This window comes from Alteromonas aquimaris, assembly GCF_026183695.1.
In the GTDB taxonomy this organism is placed as follows: domain Bacteria; phylum Pseudomonadota; class Gammaproteobacteria; order Enterobacterales; family Alteromonadaceae; genus Alteromonas; species Alteromonas aquimaris.
Map to the genome: position 1 here is coordinate 1 of NZ_JAPFRD010000010.1, position 23,272 is coordinate 23,272.

25 protein-coding genes are annotated in these 23,272 nt (G+C 41.8%); 14 read left to right on the top strand and 11 right to left on the bottom strand.

Going from position 1 to position 23,272, the window contains the following annotated elements:
• Positions 1-48: 48 nt before the first annotated feature.
• The gene (locus OPS25_RS07715) at positions 49-249 is read right to left on the bottom strand and encodes a hypothetical protein (protein WP_265617099.1); all 201 of its coding nucleotides are present in this window, start codon (positions 247-249) and stop codon (positions 49-51) included.
• Between the two features lie 317 nt (positions 250-566).
• On the opposite strand from OPS25_RS07715, the gene OPS25_RS07720 reads away from it, so the two are divergent.
• Both OPS25_RS07720 and OPS25_RS07725 read left to right on the top strand, forming a co-directional pair.
• Positions 567-728, top strand: coding sequence for a hypothetical protein (locus OPS25_RS07720; protein ID WP_265617100.1), 162 nt, complete (start codon positions 567-569; stop codon positions 726-728).
• Between the two features lie 470 nt (positions 729-1,198).
• Complete coding sequence (locus OPS25_RS07725) at positions 1,199-1,474, top strand: hypothetical protein (protein WP_265617101.1); 276 nt, start codon at positions 1,199-1,201, stop codon at positions 1,472-1,474.
• A gap of 270 nt (positions 1,475-1,744) precedes the next feature.
• Here OPS25_RS07725 and OPS25_RS07730 read toward each other — a convergent pair whose 3' ends face one another.
• On the bottom strand, positions 1,745-2,083 hold the full coding sequence (locus OPS25_RS07730) for a DUF4156 domain-containing protein (RefSeq protein ID WP_265617102.1): 339 nt from the start codon (positions 2,081-2,083) through the stop codon (positions 1,745-1,747).
• Between the two features lie 590 nt (positions 2,084-2,673).
• On the opposite strand from OPS25_RS07730, the gene OPS25_RS07735 reads away from it, so the two are divergent.
• The 12 genes from OPS25_RS07735 (at position 2,674) to OPS25_RS07790 (ending at position 15,811) form a co-directional block, all read left to right on the top strand.
• Positions 2,674-3,867: a hypothetical protein gene (locus tag OPS25_RS07735; RefSeq protein WP_265617103.1), complete on the top strand. Its 1,194-nt coding sequence runs from the start codon at positions 2,674-2,676 to the stop codon at positions 3,865-3,867.
• 11 nt (positions 3,868-3,878) lie between these two features.
• Positions 3,879-4,301 carry an STAS-like domain-containing protein gene (locus OPS25_RS07740; protein WP_265617104.1) on the top strand — a complete coding sequence of 141 codons (423 nt, stop codon included), beginning with the start codon at positions 3,879-3,881 and terminating at the stop codon, positions 4,299-4,301.
• A 6-nt stretch (positions 4,302-4,307) separates the two neighbouring features.
• Positions 4,308-5,105, top strand: coding sequence for a hypothetical protein (locus tag OPS25_RS07745; RefSeq protein ID WP_265617105.1), 798 nt, complete (start codon positions 4,308-4,310; stop codon positions 5,103-5,105).
• Between the two features lie 254 nt (positions 5,106-5,359).
• A complete protein-coding gene (locus tag OPS25_RS07750; protein ID WP_265617106.1) occupies positions 5,360-6,025 on the top strand; it encodes a hypothetical protein in 666 nt (221 codons plus the stop codon).
• A 70-nt stretch (positions 6,026-6,095) separates the two neighbouring features.
• Positions 6,096-6,743 (top strand): MarC family protein, encoded by a 648-nt coding sequence (locus tag OPS25_RS07755; protein ID WP_265617107.1) that lies wholly within the window; start codon positions 6,096-6,098, stop codon positions 6,741-6,743.
• Positions 6,744-6,807: 64 nt separating this feature from the next.
• Positions 6,808-7,647 carry a sulfurtransferase gene (locus OPS25_RS07760; RefSeq protein ID WP_265617108.1) on the top strand — a complete coding sequence of 280 codons (840 nt, stop codon included), beginning with the start codon at positions 6,808-6,810 and terminating at the stop codon, positions 7,645-7,647.
• The gene (cobB, locus tag OPS25_RS07765; RefSeq protein ID WP_265617109.1) at positions 7,640-8,362 is read left to right on the top strand and encodes a Sir2 family NAD+-dependent deacetylase; all 723 of its coding nucleotides are present in this window, start codon (positions 7,640-7,642) and stop codon (positions 8,360-8,362) included. Before OPS25_RS07760 ends, cobB begins: the two co-directional genes overlap by 8 nt.
• A 3-nt stretch (positions 8,363-8,365) precedes the next feature.
• Positions 8,366-9,004, top strand: a complete 639-nt coding sequence (locus OPS25_RS07770; RefSeq protein ID WP_265617110.1) for a LysE family translocator — start codon at positions 8,366-8,368, stop codon at positions 9,002-9,004.
• A gap of 89 nt (positions 9,005-9,093) precedes the next feature.
• Positions 9,094-9,849 carry a hypothetical protein gene (locus OPS25_RS07775; protein ID WP_265617111.1) on the top strand — a complete coding sequence of 252 codons (756 nt, stop codon included), beginning with the start codon at positions 9,094-9,096 and terminating at the stop codon, positions 9,847-9,849.
• Complete coding sequence (locus OPS25_RS07780; protein WP_265617112.1) at positions 9,842-10,633, top strand: glucosaminidase domain-containing protein; 792 nt, start codon at positions 9,842-9,844, stop codon at positions 10,631-10,633. Before OPS25_RS07775 ends, OPS25_RS07780 begins: the two co-directional genes overlap by 8 nt.
• Positions 10,630-11,265 (top strand): DUF2987 domain-containing protein, encoded by a 636-nt coding sequence (locus OPS25_RS07785; protein ID WP_265617113.1) that lies wholly within the window; start codon positions 10,630-10,632, stop codon positions 11,263-11,265. The genes OPS25_RS07780 and OPS25_RS07785 overlap by 4 nt, the downstream gene beginning before the upstream one ends.
• Positions 11,266-11,404: 139 nt before the next feature.
• Positions 11,405-15,811 carry a hypothetical protein gene (locus tag OPS25_RS07790; RefSeq protein WP_265617114.1) on the top strand — a complete coding sequence of 1,469 codons (4,407 nt, stop codon included), beginning with the start codon at positions 11,405-11,407 and terminating at the stop codon, positions 15,809-15,811.
• Between the two features lie 25 nt (positions 15,812-15,836).
• Here OPS25_RS07790 and rssA read toward each other — a convergent pair whose 3' ends face one another.
• From rssA to ccoO, 9 genes are all read right to left on the bottom strand, one after another.
• On the bottom strand, positions 15,837-16,733 hold the full coding sequence (rssA, locus tag OPS25_RS07795) for a patatin-like phospholipase RssA (protein WP_265617115.1): 897 nt from the start codon (positions 16,731-16,733) through the stop codon (positions 15,837-15,839).
• 3 nt (positions 16,734-16,736) lie between these two features.
• The gene (gene ttcA, locus OPS25_RS07800; protein WP_265617116.1) at positions 16,737-17,663 is read right to left on the bottom strand and encodes a tRNA 2-thiocytidine(32) synthetase TtcA; all 927 of its coding nucleotides are present in this window, start codon (positions 17,661-17,663) and stop codon (positions 16,737-16,739) included.
• A gap of 80 nt (positions 17,664-17,743) precedes the next feature.
• On the bottom strand, positions 17,744-18,409 hold the full coding sequence (locus tag OPS25_RS07805; protein WP_265617117.1) for a sulfite exporter TauE/SafE family protein: 666 nt from the start codon (positions 18,407-18,409) through the stop codon (positions 17,744-17,746).
• Positions 18,402-18,593, bottom strand: coding sequence for a cbb3-type cytochrome oxidase assembly protein CcoS (ccoS, locus tag OPS25_RS07810; RefSeq protein WP_265617118.1), 192 nt, complete (start codon positions 18,591-18,593; stop codon positions 18,402-18,404). The genes OPS25_RS07805 and ccoS overlap by 8 nt, the downstream gene beginning before the upstream one ends.
• A 9-nt stretch (positions 18,594-18,602) precedes the next feature.
• Positions 18,603-20,969, bottom strand: coding sequence for a heavy metal translocating P-type ATPase (locus tag OPS25_RS07815; protein WP_265617119.1), 2,367 nt, complete (start codon positions 20,967-20,969; stop codon positions 18,603-18,605).
• 6 nt (positions 20,970-20,975) lie between these two features.
• Positions 20,976-21,455, bottom strand: coding sequence for a FixH family protein (locus OPS25_RS07820; protein WP_265617120.1), 480 nt, complete (start codon positions 21,453-21,455; stop codon positions 20,976-20,978).
• A gap of 79 nt (positions 21,456-21,534) precedes the next feature.
• Complete coding sequence (ccoP, locus tag OPS25_RS07825) at positions 21,535-22,485, bottom strand: cytochrome-c oxidase, cbb3-type subunit III (protein WP_265617121.1); 951 nt, start codon at positions 22,483-22,485, stop codon at positions 21,535-21,537.
• 4 nt (positions 22,486-22,489) lie between these two features.
• Entirely contained in the window at positions 22,490-22,663 is a 174-nt protein-coding gene (locus OPS25_RS07830) for a cbb3-type cytochrome oxidase subunit 3 (RefSeq protein WP_169211595.1), read from the bottom strand.
• A gap of 1 nt (position 22,664) precedes the next feature.
• Positions 22,665-23,270: a cytochrome-c oxidase, cbb3-type subunit II gene (gene ccoO / locus OPS25_RS07835; protein ID WP_265617122.1), complete on the bottom strand. Its 606-nt coding sequence runs from the start codon at positions 23,268-23,270 to the stop codon at positions 22,665-22,667.
• Positions 23,271-23,272 lie beyond the last annotated feature (2 nt).

The following is a 23,272-nucleotide window of genomic DNA, read 5'->3' on the forward strand; positions in this document are numbered from 1 at the left end:
TGGGGAATACGTTACTCTCTTGTTCATTGGCTAATTCTCTCAAGATAATTAGCCTCCGACAAACCCGGTTTGATTCATATAGCCACCCTTTTGCAGCTTCAGCTTTTGCGTCTCAAGTGGCTCATACATATAGAACGGTAGCTGCTTATCCGGGATAAAGTGTGTGGCTTTCCAGTATAGGTCTTTTTGGTAGGTGACGGTTTGAACGTGGTTACCGTCTTTGAATATTTTAAGTTTCTTTTGCTTCATTGCTGTATGTTAATACAGTTGGATTTTATTCAACAAAGAAAAAACAATTTTGTCAGAAAAATGTAGCGAAATTTGGCTAGTAGAAAGGTGTGAGTTGGATACTCCTGACACTTCCCTCAAACCATTCCAGTAACTGCAATTTTGTAATTACCTATAAGGAGATAGGTGAAGCGCAAGTTAACTAATATGCCCATAAGCATTACGATAAGGGGAAGCTCTGAGCTAAAAAACAGTACTCTTATTCAGCTAAAAAGAACTGGTTTAGTGCTTTATCATTTAAGGTGAAATTTAGTATATGATTGGTATAAGGGGTAAGCATGGAAAATAGCAAAGTCGAACAGTCAGAAGTGCTTTTGACGAACCTGATTGCGCTGCAAGATATAAACAATGAGAAGTTTACTATTCCTCATGATGACGTTGTAGTTACACTCAAAACGGTGATCTCTTTACTCGTTGCGACTCAATCTGAAGTTATCTGATAAGGGCAAGATTAGGGCAAGGGCGATAAAAGGGCGAGGTTGTGAAATTTAGGTTCTTTTGCTCAATATCGATACGGGTAATTATCAGCGCAGCTTATACAGTGTGCGTGCGTTTTCAAGTCATAGTCAACAACAACGTTAATTTCCTCATGCCTTTTAACCATATAGCCAGCACGACACTAACATTGCAATGTACAGCGGTGAACAAGGTCAAGATTACATCAATGGTAGGTTGAGATTAGGGTAAGGATGGTTAGGAGTAGACACACATTAAGGGATATTTCGGGAAAAAAGGGGTATTGGTATAGCAAATTCTTTGTAAGATGAGTTTTTTAGTATTTCGCTAAAAGCTCTAAAACCACGTGAGTATAGATGAATAAACTATTGCTTTATCACGACTATTTTAGATAATATAAAGTTCATTGTTGTGCTACCCACTTATGAGAATAAGAATAAATTGTAGGTATAAAGTGAAAGTATCAAAAATAGAGATGGCGGCAAGTGTGATAGTTTTCGGTTTAGGTCTATTGAATCTCTTCAATGAGGGGATTGGGCCAGCAATGCTATTTTTTCTCGCGATGTATTGGGGGATAAAAGTTGTTACGCCGGAGCTTTTTTCTAAAAGAAGGAAGTGGCAGATTGCAAAAGAATTGCTTTCATATAAAGAGTTATTTGAAAAAGGAATTTTAACTGAAGCAGAATATGCGGAAAAGTCTAATACCTTGAAAGAAGAGCTTCTAAAATGATTTCTGGGACAGGTTAAAAGGAGCTAACTACTAGCGATGGCACAAAGTCCTTTGCGCTCTATCCTTACGGGGACATTGCATTGCAGAGTACAAATTGTGCGTTTTTCAGACGTTATATCAGTGACAACATCGATTATCGATTAACCTTCTCGGTATGCCCTAAAAGACATGCGTCTAGCTATTAAAAGGTTAGCCCAGGTCGAGAACACATCAATATTAGATAGGATTAATATAAGGGTGATAAGCGTTTTTAATCCTTATGGATGAATGTCACCTACAACGATAGGCTTTACCAACAACTGTTGTGTTTGTCGTTCCTAATGAGCCCCAAGCATTGGTATTACTCATATTTTGCACATGGACAACATTGCCTCCTAATTGATAGGCCTTATTCCGTAGTTCGTTTCTTGCTCCAATTATTAAATTTTCATTTGAAGTAAAATCACCTGTAAACCAGTTTCCCTGAGAGCCAACTATCTCCCCAAGGTATCTACAACGTGATTTATCTGGTACTTCATTAATTAGTTCAACGTAACTAGCTTGTGGTATCGCGCGATTTGCTGAACAAGCACTTAGAAGAATGATAAGTGGGATTATAGTCCGATTCATATCAAATTCCTTTTTGAAGTATTTTTTTATGATTTTTATAGTTTGTAAATTTAGTTAAATCAAATTATTGCATTATTTATATTCATTTAAACAAACTTTTGGGGGCAGCCATTTAGTCCCCGTGGTAGATCTACTCTTCACTTAGCAAAACTTAACAAAAGTAGGTACTTTTTAGAGCCCTGTACCTCAAAGGTAGTCAGCAAAGCTAGGGCTGGCCGTTAATCAATCTATTTTCAAGAATAGTTGTTTAGTTATCAAGCCAAATCATACACGATGAATAGATTCAAAACTTCTAACATGCCAACCTGACAAAACCTTACATGAGGAGGGGGGGGAATTTGGAGGTAATCAGTACTAGTGCCTCGGGATCAACTTTTATACGCCCCGCTACTTCAGAATTGAGTATTAGCATTACCTATTTTTAAACCAATCAGACATTGCGATTCTGGCTATATGTGTAAGCCTTGCTTTTCTAAATAAAAACATTATAAATGATGTGGTGAAAATACAACTACCATGGCAATCAGTTAGTGATGGAGAGTGTAGAACGTCCGTAGTCTGCCACTGGAAAATATATAATAAGAATAAAAATGAAGAAAAAATCAGAAGTAAAGCGTTTAAGAGATGTAAGAAGAACTTTAAGAGAGAGGTATAACAAAACCTCGAAAGTACGCGAGTTCAATACCGGCATTATAAAAAAAGAGACCAGCTCATTTGATTGGCTTGCTATAAACGAATGGGTCCAAGATGAGTGTAAAAAAGGGTTAATAATTTCGCATAGTCTAAATGGTAAGAAACTTAAACGAAACGGAATAGTCTTACAACTCCCCCCAAATATGAACTTTTCTAAAGATTATGACGGCACTGTCCAGTGTTTAACTGCTATAAGAAAACTTGCATCATTATTTGAAAATATCAAATCTAATCTACCTAAAAAGGCGCTTAAACTTGCTAGTGTGAATTTTGACAATCTTTGTAACATTTCAACATCAGCTGCGCTCGTGTTGACAGCTGAAGTTTCGAGATGGGACACAACCCTTAGAAAAAAATTGGTTCCAAATGTTAAAAGATGGAACGATGATATCTTTATACAATTTGAGCAGCTTGGATTTTTTGACTTATTTGAGAATAAACCAAAACATATAAGTTATTCTGGGGGCTCACAAAGTCAACTGGACTTTGTGAGGTACGTCAAAGGTTCATGCGGTAATTTAGAAGAAGGGAAAGAAAAAAAGAAACTATTAAAGAAAGAAATCATGAAACTTGTTGGGGATAAGATAGATAAATGGACAATTCTCCATAGTGGTCTCTCAGAAGCCGTTACAAATGTAACTCATCACGCTTATCCAGCCAATGATTCCTGTGAAGACAAATCTTGGTATTTGACCGGTTCGTATAACAAGCAATCTAAAGAAATGAAAATTGCATTTTTCGATCAAGGCGTCGGTATACCAAATTCTTTGCCTGTATCTCAAATTTGGGAAAAAGTTTTAGACCTCTTTTCAAAGTGGAATATCCCAAAAGCAGAGTTTGAAAAGCATGCTACTCTTCTTGAGGCAGCAGTAAAAATTGATAGAACTAGCACAGAACAAAATGATAGGGGTAAAGGTTTACAAGATTTGTTAGAATTCATCAGGGAACGAAAAGAAGGATATTTGTCCATATTCAGTTATCATGGGTTGTACAAGTGCTGGATCAAAGGTGGAAAAGAGTATTCTAAAGCTGAGAGCATGGAGAGACCATTATTTGGGACGCTAATAATTTGGAGTGTAAGTCTTAAGTGACGGAAGGGCAGATGCGTACATTGTACATTGGTAAAGATTTTTCAGACGATCCCTCTGGTCGTTTTTACACAGATGGTGACGGGAGTGGTGAAGAGTTTCGCGAAGAAATTCTTCGTCCCATAATTGCTAGTGGCAAAAAGTTTAAGTTAAATATTGATGAAAATGTAGAAGGCTACGGGTCATCATTTCTTGTTGAAGCTTTTGGTGGGCTAATTAAGTTCGGCTATTTTACTAAAGCTCAAGTTGAAGATTCTTTTGATATCGACTACGACGATCTTGACTTCGAGTTTTACGAAAAGAAAATCAACCAATATATAAACGAAGCTTTATATAATTCACAAAAATATGTTTCAACAAAAGACGAAGCTATTGCCGAAGGAAGATATAAAGAACTGATTGATAAAACGTTCGTTGAGGAGTTCTGCAAGGGATAAGCTGTGATGGAAGTAATTGATGTGGTCGAAAATGATGCTTCTGTTGGAGATAAGGAAGTTGTCAAGAGTTTACCTGCTTTAAAGCATAATATTCAAAATCATCGTTCGCTGAATGAGCAAATTGTTGACGAACCAAAAACGATGTCAACTTCCAATAAGGAATCTCAAGTCGTAGCGGAAAGTTATTCCGCGGATGAACGATTGATTCAGAGCCTAAATGAAATACGGGACGCTGCTATTGAGTTAAGAAAAGCCTATATTTCAAGTAACCCAAATTTGATAAACGGTGTCAGTACAATACCTGATGGCTCGTATGGTTTAGAAATAACAGCTGGCATCATTGGTGCGATTATTGCGGCGGTAGCAGTTTTTACATCCAATAATATTTATTTCAGCAGGGTCAATCGTCACAATAAGAAACCCCATTATGCTAGCATTGCCCTAAAGCTTTTAGAAAATTTTGAAGGGTTGGTGACAGAATATTGGATGACTGAGAGAATTCTGGATAAAAGAAGGAAAGATGAGAATTCTAACGATATGAAATTACAGGAAATTCGTATAAAGTCTGAGTTTGTCGTCCTCAGGAAGAGTGTTGATACTTTCTGCGAGCTATTGTCTAAAAATAATGAAAAAAGAGATAAGGACAATCTTTTAGTTAATATCGGTACTCTATATGATGTAGCTTTGGGGGGGGAATTTGAAAGTGATAATAAGAAGGTAGATGTTAATACTACTCAAAAGCTATCAAGACTAATTGCTAACTTGAAATTTCTTCTTATTAAGTATTCTCAACAAGTGAAGTGATTATTATTTTCATCTATACAAACTTACAATAAAGTTTTTTGTAACACTAGAAGTAACATTTCAATGTTTTCTGTATTGTCACTAGTCGATATTTCAGTAATATAAAGAACGAGTTAAAGTCCGGCCCCGGGCACCATTTACTTATACTCTCCTATACCCCAAACCCCTTCTCGATATTGACAAAAATTCAGGTTAGCGTAACGTTATACCGGATATTCGAATAAAAACATGTGCTTTATGTCGAAGGAATGTAAATGAGGTTTTTTGTACTATTGACAGCATTGTTGGTATGTTCCTGTTCACTCACTGAGTTTAAAGAGTGGGCCATTCCCGACAACAATGTTCCTGCGACTTCAACTGATGAGATAAAATCCGTAATTACGCCCCAGCCTTTGCCTGCAGTCGTTAACTTAGAATCAAGTGTCAAAGATAAGTATTCGTGCCCAATGAATGCCTCATCCGTCGAAGCAATCAACTTCATAAACAGGTTTAGTACGGCCACCTATCATGAGAAAAGTGCTTTAAATGAAAAACTTGTCAATCAACTTAATGAAGAGCTCATTCAGTTTGTTGATAGCGATTATGTGGAAAAGCACTACCTTTATAAGTCACTTTACGTGTTTCCTTTTTACGATAACGAATCTGTTACGCCGGAGGTGACTTGTGTCACCGAGGAAGGCAATCTGATTGCGGTGTACGTAGCACTCGATGATGCCGCCACTGATTCCGTGCAAGTGAGTAAGTTTATGTTACAACGGAAAAAACAGGGCGGCTTGAGTATTATCCCACAGCACCCTCCCATTGTGGTGCCCAAAGGGGCGTTCCCATCTAAGCAGGAACGTACAAACTGGTCACCAAGACTGTACCTGCAAGTGCCCGAAGTCGTCTATAAAGATAATCTGAGCGCTCAACTACAATAAATATTTCAGCTACTTAGCAGACCTGTTACACTTTCCGACAATTTTTGAATATCCGACGGCAGGCGTTGTCATGCAAGAGTTGTTGCCCTACGCATTACTGTGTTTTACCTCTTTTTTCACTTTAATTAATCCCTTGGGCGTAATGCCGATATTTATGACCCTCACCTCTGAACTGACGGCTCAACAACGCATTAAAACGGCGAGAAAGGCTTTGGTTGTTTCATTTATAACCATTTCCTGCTTCGCGCTGGGCGGGCAGTTATTGTTTGCATTTTTTCATATTTCAGTGGACAGCTTTCGAATCGTGGGGGGCATCATTTTCTTAATCATGGGCATGGACATGCTACAAGCTCGATTATCACGAGTGAAAGTAGGCAAAGACGAGGTTAAAAGTTACGTTGAAGATATTTCGGTGACGCCTCTTGCTATCCCAATGATTTGTGGCCCTGGGGCATTAACCAATGCAATAGTATTGATGGACGATGCGTTTGATTTGCAAAGACAGATAGTATTATTTTCCGTCGTCTTTTTGGTTTTATTTATTACCTACTGGGTTTTATATTTTGCCAGTGCGCTGATCAGGCTTTTAGGTGATACAGGTATCAAAGTAATGATGCGTTTAATGGGGTTGATTATTATGGTTATTGCTGTGGAATTTATTATTGCAGGGATTAAACCTATTATTTTTGATATATCGCAACAGCTAAACGCTACCTGACTCTATACAGTGGTATAAAGCCAATTGTATGATAAGTGAATCATAATAACATTTGAGTAATGTCATGGATCCCTATCTCATTGAACCCCCGCAGCTAAGCGATGAACTGTATTCCACCCGTGTAGTATTGTTACGGGCGGTGATGAAGCACCCTTTTCAGCATGAAAGCGACCAGGACAATCATGACTATCTTCCTCAGGCTCGCAATTTTGATTTGGAGGGGCAGGGCAGTGATAGCTTATCGTCATTGCCGCACACATTGCCCACAGTAGAAAAACTAAGTCACTATCTTGGCTCGCTAGGCATTGCCATTACTACACCTGTGGTGATTTATGATGATACCGGTATATTCAGTGCACCGCGTGTATGGTGGATGTTAAAATCGATCGGCCACGAAGCAGTGAGCGTGCTTAATGGCGGAATGCCAGCCTGGAAAAACGCAGGATTTACATTAAATGCCGAACCAGCATCACCTGGCCGAAACCGTTTGTATGAAGCCCAACCTCAAGCTGGCTGGTTTGTTGATAAATCAGCGGTTCTTGATGCGATATCCTCATCGGTTCAAATTATCGATGCTAGGAGCCCAGACAGGTTTGCTGGACGAGCAAGAGAACCCAGAGCTGGCGTGGTAAGTGGCCATGTTCCAGGCTCGAAAAACCTGCCTTTCGCTATCTTGCTTGAACAAAACAAATTTAAATCTGCCAGCGAACTTGCCACGCTATTTTCTCGCGCAGGCATTGATATAACGCAACCTATGATTGTGCTATGTGGCTCTGGTGTAACGGCGTGTATCGTTGGCATGGCAGCATTGATATGCGGCGCGAAACAGGTCAGCGTGTATGATGGATCTTGGTCGGAGTGGGGAAGCTGTGACGAATGTCCAGTGGAGACGCTGGGTGACTAGTCTGCCGAATATTGTTGTTCTCACTGGCGCTGGTATTTCCGCAGAATCAGGTCTTAAAACGTTTCGTGACAGTGGAGGTTTATGGGAAAATTTTCCTATAGAAGATGTCGCCACCCCAGAAGCATTTTCCACCAACCCCGACCTGGTCTACGAGTTTTACAATCTACGTCGAAGACAATTAAAACAGCAAACAGTGCAGCCGAATTTGGCCCATCTTGCGTTAGCCGAACTGGAAGGGTACTTGGGCGATAACTTTACGCTCATAACGCAAAATGTGGACGATTTGCACGAGCGTGCAGGTAGCCAACGGGTTCTTCATATGCATGGGACATTACGTTCGGCAAGGTGTTTAACCAGTGGAAAAGCGATACCGTGGGAGAATGACTTTGATGCACAAACCCTCTGTCAATGTTGTACGCCTAAGAGTGCAATGCGACCAGACATCGTCTGGTTTGGTGAATTGCCAATGCATATGGACGAAATCTATCAAAAATTGAGCCATGCGGATGTGTTTATTTCCGTTGGAACTTCGGGGCAAGTTTACCCTGCAGCAGGATTGGTTGAATTGGCTAACAACGTGGGTGCTGATACGATCGAATTGAATCTTGAAGCTGGTGATCAACATACCAATTTTAACCAGTCCATCTATGGGAAGGCATCGCAAGTGGTTCCCCAGTTTGTTCACACACTCTTAACTTCACTAAAGGATAAGTAGTTAATGCCATGGTTAGATGAATTTATCACCATCGCCCTGGTTCACTTAGTGGCGGTGGCCAGCCCAGGTCCCGACTTTGCGATTGTGGTTCGCAATAGCGTGGCGTTCGGTCGTCGTGTTGCCATGTGGACAAGCATCGGCATCGGTTTAGGGATATTGTTACACGTGGCTTATTCGTTAGTGGGGTTGAGTGTTGTCATTCAAACAACGCCATGGTTATTCGCCACCATCAGTTATTTAGCCGCTGCCTATTTACTTTATTTGGCGTATGGCGCCCTGCGTAGTGGTCCTGGAGGCGAAAGTCCGGTCATGCAGAACACGAAAACAGGAGAAAACGCCTGTGCTCGGTTAAGCGCTAAGAGGGCTTTATGGATGGGATTTTTGACCAACGGTCTTAATCCCAAAGCCACATTATTCTTTTTATCGTTGTTTACCGCCATAATTAGTGTGGACACTCCGCTTGCTGTCAAAACGTTTTACGGTGTGTATTTAGCGATTGCCACCGGCGCGTGGTTTTGTTTTTTGTCGTATTTATTGAGTACCAGTAAGGTAGCCAATTTGATTGGTACAAAAGGATACTGGCTGGATCGCATAATGGGAGTATTGTTGATCGGCTTAGCAGCGAAACTTGTTTGGATATAACTGATATAATTACGCCACGCTGGAACATTTACGCTTTCATCATGAGATAAGGTATACTGCGCGCGATTGAATGTAGTGAAGAGGTTCAGGTGTCAGCAAGTAACCCACAAGATAATAAACAAGATGGTCATAATGACCATATCACCCGATCGTTAGCGGGACAGTACAAATTTGATTTAACGGGCCTTATCAAACGTGCCTCTTCATTATGCAAAGAGCGTTTCTCTACGGTATTCAGATCTTGCTTAGTGCTCATCGCTGTTATCGCTTCACTGGTGTTCATCTTGCTCAATATTATTGGTATCGAGGCCGTACAAAACCTTTCCGCAATGCAACAATCTGTACTGGATATAGTGGGTATTTTCGTACTTACGCCGTTAATTGCAGGGTTGTGGATGATTTGCATTCGTTGTGTTCGTCGGCAAGCTGCTCAGCCTTCTCAGATCGTCAGCTACTTTTCATTAGGATTGGTACTGGGCTTAGCGCAATTAGTTATTTCAACCTTAGTACAGGTTGGCCTGGCACTTCTTATCTTGCCGGGTCTTTATGTATTTATTGCGAGTACGTTTACTCTACCGCTTATCGTCGACAAGAAAATGCGTATTGCAGATGCGCTCATATTGTCATGCAAAATGGTTAATCAGTACCTGACCGGTTTTTTAGCTCTATACGGAATATTTACCGTTCTTTTTTTCGCAAGCCTGCTTACTTTTGGCATTGCGTTAATACTGGTTATGCCATTTTACTATGTCACTCTGGCGTTGCTGTACGACGACCTATTCGGTTCCCCCTCTACTACCAGCATTGATATTGATAACGATCAGGAGGCAAGTTTTAATGCATAAATGGGAAACGCTAAAGATTGTCCTTATCGCGATTGGCGTATTGGTAATTGTTGTTTTCAATGCATGGTTATTTACTGACAAAGAGCCCGATTTGCTGGATGTTCCTGAGACTGAACAAGCGGAAAAACCTGTTCCTGATTTTTCGTCCTTTGAAAATGTGAACAAGCGTAAGGCCGCATTTTATCAGTATCTAAAACCCGAAATTGAAAAACAAAATGAATACTTACTGACGTTACGACATTACGTTCAAACTCTTAAGAGACAAGTAAGCAGCGGTCACGAAGTGGCGGCAAAAGATAGTGAGCGGTTAAGCTGGTTAGCCAAAGAATACAGGATAACTAAAGATCTTTCCCTTCCTCAGCAGCTTGATGCCTTGTTATTAAAAATCGATATTTTACCTGTAGATTTGGTAATGGCACAGGCAGCCAATGAGTCAGCGTGGGGTACGTCGCGCTTTGCCCAACAGGGTTATAACTTTTTTGGACTTTGGTGTTTCAAACGGGGGTGCGGGTTTGTACCTTCAGAACGTAATGATGGGGCAGCGCATGAAGTAGCTAAATTTCCCAACCTGTCTCGGGCAACCTACACTTATATGCGGAACCTTAATCGACATTACGCATATAAAGAACTTCGTCAGATCCGTGCCACTTTGCGAAACAATCAGATGCCAATAACTGGCTACGCACTGGCAGAGGGCTTGCTAAATTATTCGGAGCGCGGTGCTGCTTATGTGGAGGAATTACAATCTATGATCAATTTTAACCAGGAGTATATGACTGAATGAAAGCAGGCTTATTTTGTTTGTTGACGTGTTTGTCGTTCCCAGCCCTGGCAGAAACATTACAGGTTGAATACAGTCGATTTTATAGTCATATCCGCAAACTTAATTCAGATGATACCAATGCGTTACAGTTTGCATTTGGTTTCTTAAGAGTGGGTGAGCGCAGGTTATGTAACATCACAGACGCTAAAATTGTGACGCCTAAACAAGTCATGCCGTTAGTGGTGACAGCAGAAAACAGGTTTACTGTCCAATCCGAGAAAGCACTGAAATTAGCCGACGCGGTAGTAGAAATCTCCTTAAAAGAGCCAGCGAATGTTTGTGACATGTCGGTGCAGTTAGAAACCAAGCCTGAATATTTAAAGCAACGCTATACCCATGCAGATCTGGATATGTTACTGGATCAGTACACCGCATTCTTTAACGAGATGGGCAGCTTTTTATCCTTTATGATGCCATCTGTGCAGGGCTTGACCATACAGTTTGCCGACTCCACCCTCGACCATGTGCTTACCGACGAACTATATATTCAGAACGGAATGCTACAACTCAATAAAGAGTGGATCGAGAAAGGGCAGGGGCTCACGCTACCTCATACTCCACTGCGTATAACTGCCATAGCTTCAAAATCATAGATAAAGTGCTGATTCGGCACTTAGGCCATACGTCAACGTAGGGCAAGGCGCAATTCGTAAACATTAAATCCGTGGGAAAACATTGTGATTTAAGGATGCCCGACTATAGTTCCTAAATAGTCATTAGAAGGGCATCTAAATGACTCCAATTAAGAGACGGCTTTCCGCAATATTTTTATTTAGTTCTATTGTATTTGTCACCACCGGAATAATTTTCGCGGTGTACCTTCTTCACGTTCAGCAAAATGAGATTTATCAAAATCGGCTCTATTTCAGAGAGCTGATTGGATTGGAAAATACCTTCATCAATTTTACCAATCAGATAACCAAATCGCTGTCGTTTCCGGTAACCAAAAAAGAGAGTAATAAAGATGAGATAGCCTCTCATTTCAAGACGCGAGCACGAAAAAGTGCTGTATTTAAAAATATAGAAGAAATAGGTTGTGAACAATACAATAAAAATTTCTCGCCGTTTTCAATTTATTTTCACCCTGATAAAAGTACCTATTTTAAATTTAGCTTAAAAGAACAGGGCGAAAAATCAGACAAACTCAATAAGCTTAATGAATTTTGTTTCAAAATTCCCACCTCTAACCTTTTAGCTAATGGCGTAAAACTATTTCCCCAAGTTTATTTTGTCGATCTGAATGGAACCGTAATTACCAAAAAAGAAAATGATCGGTACCTTAATCATTCCGCTGCAATAAATTTGCATTCGTTTAATACAGTGTTCCAGGCAATAAAACAGACTAAAGATACCCACATTCCTAATGCCAATGGAAAACACAATACCTATTCTGGCATAGCAGGTAGCGTCGGGGGCGAGAGAAATAGTAATGGTGATACGCAAAATACTGGTCAAAGGGAAAGTATGCGAGATTTTACTTTCTCCAGCACAACATATGATGTCAATCTTCAGTCAAGAAACTATAAGGTGTTTGTTCAGCAAGTTTCCTTAGATGATGCATTTGAAAATAAATATGCCTCTAATGCATCCAAGGGATATTTGATAGGGGTGCTACCTCAAACTGAATTGAACATCAATAAATACACTCTCGCTCCTTCAACCATACGCTGGGCAATAATTATCTTCGTAGTCGCTATTGCCGCGATCCCCCTTATTAAAATTCGTTTTGTTAATCCGCGTTACGCATTTACAAAAGATGACGTCAGTCAGGTGTGCGTTGGACTTCTTGCCATTGGTGGAATCCTCGGAATTGGTGTGGCTGATCAATTTTTCTACAGTTACTACGTCGATACCAAGGAAGAGCAAGCTGAGAATATTTTTAAATCAATACAGAACGATTTCAAAACTGATTTAGAAAGATTATTGGACCGAGGGGAAAGCATTAAACGGAATTATATCAAGGGCGCGGTCAAAGGCTGGCCCCAGTTCAGTGAAAATAAAATGGGTAGGGGTAACCCTACGAATATTTTTAGTTACAGGGCGCTAGAAGAACTCACGATTAATAGTGACTCTGATGACGAAAATCTAATCTATATAGAAGGAGCAAGTGTCTTAGACAGTAGAGGTAAAATTGATGCTCTGTATCCGAGGTTATATATAAAAGAAAGCGTGGCAAATTTTAATCAAATCGATTTGAGCGGAAGGGAGTATTTTCAAAAAGCGATACAACTTGATGTCTGGGAGAGAAAAGGAAATATGGTGACGGATACGTCTGGAAGTCAGCTGAAAAGTTTATTTTATATTCAAAGTATTCGTAACTTAGAAGATGGGAGAAAGGCAACGCAAATTTCTCTACCCTTATTCGATAGCCTTGAAACACCATGGAATGAAAGAAATGTAATGGTATATAACACCTTTTTACCCTCCTTAAATCAACGCGTTTTACCACGTAATTTTGGTTTTGCAGTGATTGATCATTCGGGGAATGTGTTATATCACAGTGACAATCAAAAGGCGTTAAATGAAAACTTTTATGCGGAATCAGATGGCATTGAGTCATTTCGTTTAATAAACGAGAATTCGTCAAAAATTGTAGGCTCATTACCTATAAAGGCCAGTTACGGCGGGCAACAATTTCACATGCAGGCGGGGCCGCTAGGCGTAGAGCAACTATCAGAAGTTCCGTGGACACTGGTGGTGTTTTATAACGAATATGAGGCCGATATAAATAACCTGTTACTCATCTTTATTGCTACGTTTCTTTATTTTCTGGTTATCATCCCGATTTTTTTGATAGTTCGGTATTTAATCAAGCAACATTTCTGGTCTGATATTCTTTACTATAAAAATCAGAGGGATAAACAGTATAAATACTTAAGCTGGCTTAATGTCGGGGGATGTATCTTTCTTATCACGTCAGTTGGGGTATTTGAGTCAATATTATTCAGATTCGCGCTGTGGGCGGTAGTCTTACTGACTATTTTAGTTATGATTTGTCATGCGTTTAAAATTAACTATTACTCGGCGGGTTTCAAAGGTACCCCCATCTATATGGTGGGGGCCATTTGTATATTCTTTTTATTGTTAGCATTCATAAATAAAGAGCCTGGTTTACCTTCATTTAATATTAATTATTATATTTTTTCGTTTTCACTGATTTTATTCCTTGGAGGCATTAGTTATTTATACAAATTTCATTTTAGTAGCTCTGCAAAGGACGGTAGCGAAAGTATAGCCATGCAGGAGGCTGACCCTGTCCCCGCAAATCATACTGCCATATACGTTTCTAAAGATAGATATCCGCTAAGTTTCGTGTTGTTTATTTTTAGTTTATTGGCAGTAACTACTGTGAGTTTAGCCACCTTTGTTAGCAACAGTGCAAATAGCTATCTACTTCAGCGACAAGCTGAAATGCAAACATATGATTGGGAAAATGAAGTCAATAACTTTCAAAAAGCACGTACACAATTGCTGACCCCATTATTTTCCTCTGTTTCATTTCCCAAGGTACATAGCATTAATTGGAATAGCCCACAGAGAATCCAGCAAAGTTTTAGTCATGCACAAGTTCAATGGAAGGAGGGCACCAAGTATGGGGGAAGCGATATAGGCGATTTCTTCTTATTCGATGAGGGTGATAACGATTCTAATTTTGCCAGCGATTTTACGGATCCGGTCATCGACCACATTTTCCATGCGCTAAGGCTTGACGCATATTTTAGCGTTCGATTCGATTTTCTTGCCAATTTGGAATTGAGTAAGATCGCAAATCACGATACCCCCCCAATACAGTCGGATACTAAGGAGCCAACGCAGAACAATAGTGTCAGCTTTCATTATCGCCCAGATAAATTTTGGCTTTCCGCTATGAAAGAAAATCCCTGGATGCTGTTGCTTCCTGTTCTGTTTTGCCTGGTACTGGTTGCGTATCTTCTGGCAAAGCTGGTAATCAGACGGATGATGGGGGAACACGTAAATAATTCTTCCCTCTTAGCTTTGGATAACAAAAAGCATATATATGACCAACAGTACTGGATAGATATGGTGTCGCCTGTTGCGTCAGGTGGCTTGCGAAAACAGCTTATCGGTTGTTCGAGGCAACGCCTTTACGATGCATTATTTAAAGCAGATAGATTGTTAGACAACAAGTTCTACTCTGTATCCTCTCTAGGTGGAGTGAACGAAGAACTCAGTCATTTAGTCAAAAAAACAAACTCCACATCTTTAGAAAAATCGAAGATATTGGTGATAGAGGGATTTGAAGAAATTGCAGTTAGCCGCGAACAGCGTATATCAATATTAGAATTTTTAAAGACGATCTCTCATGTGAGGTGGCTAAACATTCTCATTGTATGTGACATCGCCCCAATGTATCGTCTAATTAAAATTAGCCAATATTCTGTGGATACAATAGATCCTGTGTGTCTGGATGAACAATTAGGATGGGCAAAGATTTTTAGTCAGTTCGAGAAAGAGTATGGTTGGCTCCCTAAGCCCAAAACAAAAATAAATGACCATGCTGATATTGACGAAATTCTCAATTATGAAAGCACCGGCTGGCGAGAATTGTCCGCAATAAAAACAAAGTTTAAAAACGAAATTAATGCCATGCCTTCAGACCAAAAGATCTATTGGAATGCCGACCAAATTATCGAATATTTTCTAGCACATTGCGGGGCGTTCTATAGAAAGCAGTGGGAGCTTTGTACGTTAGGAGAAAAATTAGCGCTTTATCAAATGGCGAATGGGGCGAGGATTAACCCAGAGAAAGATGATGTGATTGCTCATTTACAACGTAGGGGATATATATATCGTTGTAACGGATGGCACATTATAAATCATAGTTTTACAAAATTTATCAAAAACGCTGAGGCCGATGATGTTTTCCAGAAATGGACCCGCGATATCGATAACAGTACCTGGCAATTTATTCGATTGCCCCTTTTTACCATTTTAATCCTTCTTGGGGCAGCAGTCGCTGTGTCGAGTGGGCAATCACTGGATTCAGTATTAGGAATTTTTACCGCTACGCTGACGTTACTGCCATTATTATTTAAAAATATTCATTTGTTTAAAGGGGGAGGGAGTTCCTCCGCTCCCCCCACGGAGACTTTGCCATCGGGCAACTCCGACCAATAATATCTTTAAACATACGCTTAGCGGGTCACGACAACATTAATTGAAACTTGATTTGCTCCGCCAGACGTTCAATAGCGCGTTCACCCTTTTCACTCATTTCTGCGGCCCGATGAAATTCCATTAGTCCCACATCGTTCAAACGTGGTTCGATGAGAATATCAGGCGGTTCTCCGGCAAGTCGCGAGCGGGTAACCCGAGCCTGCAGTATCTCAAGAGAACTGCTGATAACGCTGAAAATACTTGGGGGTATTTGTTTATCAGACTTAAGATCAGGGGAAAACCATTGGCGAACGGCGTTTTGGCCTTTCATCAAAAAAGTATCTGTTTTACGTTGTGCCTTTTCGTGCTCTTCTACCTGTTTTTTTAATCGTTGAGGCCGAAAGTCTGAATCTAAGTTAATAGCAATGACAAAATCCGCGCCCATCTGACGGCACAAATTAACTGGAACAGGGTTTACCACAGCACCATCAACTAACCATCGATCTCCAAATGCAACCGGACTAAATAAACCAGGAATCGCGCAAGAGGCCTGAATGGAATTTCCTACATCTCCTCGCTTGAATACCACCTCTTGTCCCGAATATAAATCAGTAGCGACCACGGCGAGCGGCTTTTTCATTTCTTCAAAAGTTGGGGCACAAAACTCTTCACTCAGTTTTCTGAATACTTTATCACCAGTGGCGAGGCCACCACGCCCCCAGCCTACGCCCATCAGCGAGAGAACTTGCCACTCGGTTAACGAGCATGACCACTCTTTTAGTTCCTGTAATCGACCGCTGGTATAGGCTGCACCAACATATGCGCCTATGGAACACCCAGACACCACATCAATCTGAACACCTATTCTTTCCAGTGCCTCAATGATACCGATGTGGGTCCAACCCCTCGCTGCACCCGCACCTAGCGCTAAGCCAATCTTCATAATTTATTCCGTTAAATTCACAATCTGTACAATACTGTCTTCATCCGGTACGTCCATGGCAGGCAATTTGGGCGTATCAAACCCAATATCACCATCTGCAACAGGGCCCTCTGACGTAGTGATCCCCTTAAAGTCATACAGAGTGCCGTCTACCAAATGAGAAGGGGTAACATTTTGCATGGCCCTGAACATCGACTCTATACGACCAGGAAAGCGTCTATCCCAATCTTGTAACATCTGTTTTATATTTTGTCGTTGCAGGTTGTCTTGCGAGCCACACAAATTACACGGAATTATGGGGAATTCTGCAGCGCGCGCGTAACGCTCAATATCTTTTTCGGAACATAAGGCTAGAGGTCTTATAACAATATGCTTGCCATCGTCGGTAACTAGTTTTGGCGGCATAGCTTTTAACTTGCCGCCGTGAAACATATTCAAAAATAACGTTTCCAGCATATCGTCCCGGTGATGACCTAACGCAATTTTGGTGGCGCCAAGTTCAGTAGCAGTGCGGTACAAAATTCCGCGTCGTAACCGAGAGCATAGCGAACAGGTGGTTTTGCCTTCAGGGATCTTTTCTTTGACAATAGAATACGTGTCTTCTTCGACGATTTTATATTCCACTCCTAACGATGCAAGGTAATCAGGTAAAACGTGTTCGGGGAACCCCGGCTGTTTTTGATCCAGATTTACGGCGACTATGCTAAATTTGATTGGGGCAATCCGTTGCATATAAAGTAAAATATCTAATAGCGTGTAGCTATCCTTACCGCCCGAAAGACAAACCATGACTCTATCGCCATCTTCTATCATAGCGAATTGGTCAATGGCTTTTCCTACGTTTCTGCGTAGACGTTTTTGCAGCTTGTTAAAGCTGTATTTTGCTTTGCTTTGTGATGCTGCTGAATGAGTTGCAACTACTGTAGACATATCAACGGCGGACCTTATATAAATTTGGTGTGTATTATACTAAATCCCGGTTAAGCTCCAATAGCTCACCGGAAATATGATCAGAATTGTTGGCTCGCGTGGAAGAGCTGAAATACTCCAAAGGTCGCCAGACTAACTGCAATAATTTGTTTGAGTAGCGGGTGCCTGAAAGCTTTCATTAACCAATCTATTCCGATTGCAGCAGCGAACATAGTGGGTAAGGTGCCTAATCCGAAAAACAACATAATAGCTCCCCCGGTAACGGCAGATCCAGACGCGAGAGCCCAGGTAAGAGTTGAGTATACCAGACCACAGGGCAGCCAGCCCCAGATAAAACCGTAGGGCAGGGCATGTAATGGCGTCTTAAAGGGTAAAAATCGCTTTGACCAGGGCTGAACAACCTTCCATATCCTGCTACCGACTTTTTCTATAGCCAGCAGACCATTCCACCACTGCCCCAGATAACACGCCATAGCAATTAACATACATGCACTGAGAATAAAAAGAATCTGTTTAGATACGGGCAGTACGGCTATTGAAAGACTGCTCATTGCACCTGCGATTATCCCCGCCAAGGTGTAACTGGAAATACGTCCGATATTATAGGATAACGAATACCAGGCCATATTACCTGAGGCAGGGGTCAACATTTTAAAAGCCCCTACAATACCCCCACACATACCTAAACAATGGACGCCACCAGCCAACCCTATGAGAAAAGCAGAAGTCAGGCTAAGCTCACTCATTTCGCTTTTTTCTTTCGTCGGCTAACTTTTTCTCTTCAGCAGACAAGTCATCATCGAACAATATGTTGTAACCTTGGCGATCCAGGTCTTCAAACTGCTTTGATTTCACCGCCCAAAAAAACACAGCAATCGCAAGGGCGATGATAATTACAGCTAGCGGAATTAGAACGTAAATAATACTCATGTATCCAGGCTATTTTAAAATTCTAGTAGAATTGGTGACGACGATTATACTGCTTAATGACATGCCAATCACGGCCATCCAGGGGCTTAGTAAACCACTTACTGCAAAGGGTAAGATACACAGATTATAGCCCACTGCCCACATGATATTCTGACGTATGATCTTCCTGGTCTGTCTGGAGACCCGAAATAGTTGGGGCAAAAGATTAATTTTGTCTTTTAATAAAATTACGTCAGCGGTGGATTTTGCGACATCAGTGGCATTACCCACTGCCACTGAGACATGGGAACTTGCCAGCACTGGGGTATCATTTATACCGTCGCCTAACATCATTACCTTATGCCCTTGCTGCTGGAACGATTGTACCAGCTGGTATTTCTGCTCTGGAGTATGACCACCGTAATATTCAGTTATACCCACTTCGCGGGCCACATGCTGTACTTGCTTAAGTTGATCGCCACTTAAAATTATAAGGCGCTGATCAAGTAGTCTAAGTGTTTCCGCAACGTCGCTTTTAAGCTTGTCAGTTACTTCAAATGCTGCAATACATACGTCATTGCGCTGTAAAAAGACATTTGCTTGTTTGGGAAAACCGCAATGATGTGCAGAAGTAAATGTCGCGGACCCAATTTTGTAATGCTTACCATCAATATCACCGCTGACACCATAGCCTGGCGTGACCTTAAAATTATTAAGGGCAAGCAACTCCTCTGAAATAAAGGCGTTAGCAATGGGATGTTCTGAACGCGACTCTAACGTTGCCGCCACCCGGCACGCTTGTTCCAGACTCACGTCTTCGGTTATCCAAGTGTGATGTAAAATAAATTTACCTTCGGTTAGCGTACCTGTTTTATCAAGCGCTATCAGGTCGATTGAATTCACCTGTTCTAATGCTTCTGCGCGTTTAAGCAAAATTCCGTTTTTGTTCAGTTTAGCCATAGCGCAGGTGAGGGCCGAAGGGGTAGCGAGTCCCAATGCACACGGACATGTGGCAACTAATACCGCAATAGCTATCCAGAAGGCCTGTTCACTACCCTGTATAGTCCAATACAGGTAACTGCTCAACGCGATTAACAATACCGCGACAACAAAATATTGTGAGAATATATCTGCCATCTGGGCGGCTTTGGGTTTACCCGCCATCGCTGTAGTTTGAATGCGAATTATCTGATTGACTAATGCTTCTTTTAGCGTCTTTTCAACCTTTATTATGACGTTCCCCACACGATTTATCGTTCCACCGTATGCGGTGTCACCCACCTGCTTATTAACCGGTTCAAATTCTCCTGTAAGCATGGATTCGTCAATATCTGCAGCTCCTTCGATTATGATACCGTCCACGGGAATCGTCTCACCGGCCTTAACTAAAACGTGTTGTCCAGGCCGAAGTGACTTCGCCAGACCGCGGATTGGAGTATTGGTCTCATCAAGAATATTGGCGGTTACAGGCACAAATTGTTGTAAGTTGGCGGAGATCGTCGCCGCTCGGTGACGGCTGCTATGCTCTAAATAGCGGCTTAACAACAACAGAAAAATGAACATGCAGATGGATTCAAAATAGGCTTCACCCTGCGCCAAAACCGTGGATTTGACGCCAGCGAAGAATGTGGCTAACACGGCGATAGAAATAGGTACATCCATGTTGACGCTGCGCGCCGATAAAGCTTTGAGTGCGCCAATATAAAACACACTACCTGAATAAAATACCACTGGGGTAGTAAGGACCAATGACACCCAATAAAAATACTGTTTGGTGTCCTGGTCAATATTGCCGAACCAGTCAAAATAAAGTGCAGCCATTAACATCATGACTTGCATCGTCATAAGCCCGGCTAAACCCAGCCGTTTCAGGAAACGGTTATTTTCAGCTTTAAACGATTTTTCGTGCTCGTCCGGCTCGAACGGAAGGGCTTTGTAGCCGATTTTTTGCAGCGTCTTTAGTATTAGACTCAGCGTGATATTTGACGCCTGCCAGCTCACCAACGCGCGACGCTCGCCAACATTCACCGCAACTTGCTGTATACCTGATACTCTGGAAAGTTGCTTTTCGATAAGCCAACCGCAGGCCGCGCAGGTAATACCTTCAATGGTTAATTGAATCTGTTTAATATCATCCGTTTGGTAAACAAAATCTTCCTGTAACGCCGGATCGTCATACACGCTTAACGCATCCAGAGAGGCTAGTATTGACGCATCACCTTTGGCCGCTTTTTCCGTCCGAAATTGATAATAATCTTCAAGACCATTTTCTTTGATTGCAGTGGCTACAGCTTCGCACCCAGGACAACACAGTTCACGCCTTTCTCCCAAAAGCGTCACCGTGAAAGGGGTCTCAGCAGGATTTGCCTGACCACAATGAAAACAGGTCGTTGACATGATGCCCTATGGGTTAAAGACCAGTTTGCCAGAGTAAGGCAAGGTCACGGTTTGCTGTATCTTCCAACTTTCATCCATAGGCGTTAAAGTAATTTTCCACTTACCGTCCAAGGAAGATTCAGTAAATCCCCGATAAACACCATTGGCATCCTGACTCAACAGTAGCGAGACGTCTTTTTCTTCTAACGTAACGTGATAAAAACTTAATTTTAAAGCCTGTCCATCCTTCGGCATACCTGAAGTAAAAGCGACCGCAACAGCCCCATCTCGAATAGAGAGGTGGGTGCTAATATTTTGCCTACGAGCTTCTTCTATTTTATCCAGGCGCGCATTGATTACTTTTCCTTCTTTGTAGTAATCATCAACGACAAGGCTATCAGTGGTATTTGAGGCCAGATGGAGGATCAAAAATCCCATTGCGAATGAAGCAAGTGGAATAGCAATGAGGAACCAAGGCCAGAACTGTTTGTACCAAGGGGAATGCATGTTAACTATCCAGGTTGACTGACAACAATATTGTATATAAAAAAAGCCCCGTAACGAGGCTTTTTTTAATCCGCAAAGACTAATTTGACAGACTGTAGACGTAACTTGCTACTACATGGATCTTGTGTTCGCCTAGCGTATCTTTAAACGCTGGCATAACACCATTTCTACCATGCGTTAGCGTCTCTGTAACTGCGCGTTCACTGCCACCATATAACCAGATATTATCAGTGAGATCGGGGGCACCAAGTAATTGGTTACCCTTCCCATCCTGACCATGGCATGCAGCACACGCTGCAAAACGCGCTTTACCCGCCTTTCTAAGCGTCAGATCGGTATCACGGCCACTCAAGCTCAACACGTAAGCTACCGTTTCTTTGATACCTTGCTCACCCATTGCGTCAATCCACGCAGGCATCGCCGCCTTACGGCCATTCAGAAGGGTTTCTTTGATTTTTTCACCTGTGCCACCGTATAACCAATCATCGTCGGTCAGGTTTGGAAAACCTCCGTTTTGTCCGCGCGCATCGCTACCATGACACTGTGAACAATTTTGCGCAAACAGACGCTGGCCAACTTTCAGTGCGTCTGGGTCTTTTGCCAGTTCTTCCACCGGGATCTTCGCATATGCTTCGAAAATAGGGCTATATTTTTCTTCCGCAAATTTCATTTCACGATCGTATTTGACCAACGCGCCGGTTGCCTTCGCTTCCTGGCTCATTTGACGAGATTCTTCTAAAGACTGGATATTTTGGTTTGAGCTTTTCCAACCCAGCAAATTACCAAACTCACCAAGGCCCGGAAACAAGGCTAGATAAAAGAAACTCCAGACTATGCAAATGTAGAACAAATAGGTCCACCATTTAGGCAAAGGGTTATTCAACTCTTCAATGCCATCAAACTCGTGGCCCATCGATTCGCCTTCTGGTACCCCAGCATTATTTCTTAAGCACCAGCGCAGTATAAAATAGCAACCAATAATGGAACCCAGCGTGATAACTGAAATCCAGATTGTCCAAAACATGGTCATGAGCTCACGACTCCCGATTATCTTTTTTTATCTTATCTTGTTCTTCATCTGCAAAGGGTAGGTTAGCGGCTTCATCGTATTTCTTTTTATTACGACTACTAAACGCCCACAACACTACTCCAATAAAGCAAACAAAAACTACCAACGTAAAAATTGTACCTACTGTGCCCTGGTCCATATTATTTCAAATGTGTCCCAAGTGATTGCAAGTACGCAACCAAGGCTTGCATTTCGGTTTTACCGCTAACCGCCTCTTTCGCGCCTGCTATGTCCTCGTCGGTATAGGGCACGCCAAAACCTCTGAACACTTCCATCTTTTTAGCAGTGAGTTCGCCGGTAAGCACATTTTCTTCCAACCATGGGAAGCCCGGCATGTTCGATTCGGGAACGACATCACGCGGATTACGTAAATGCACAATGTGCCACTGGTCGCTGTAACGGCCACCTACGCGCGCCAGGTCAGGACCTGTTCGTTTAGAACCCCATAGGAACGGGTGCTCCCAAACGGACTCTCCAGCGACACTATAGTGACCATAACGTTCAGTTTCAGCGCGGAACGGACGTATCATCTGACTATGGCAGCCTACGCAACCTTCGCGAATATAAATGTCACGACCTTCAAGCTCCAGAGGCGTATAAGGACGCAAATCCTTGACCGGTTCCATTGTCTGCTGTTGAAACATCAGAGGCGTTATCTGCACCATCGCCCCTAAACTGATGGCAACGAAAATTAAAACGGTCAACAGACCAACATTTTTTTCGATTAACTCATGTGTATTTTTCATGT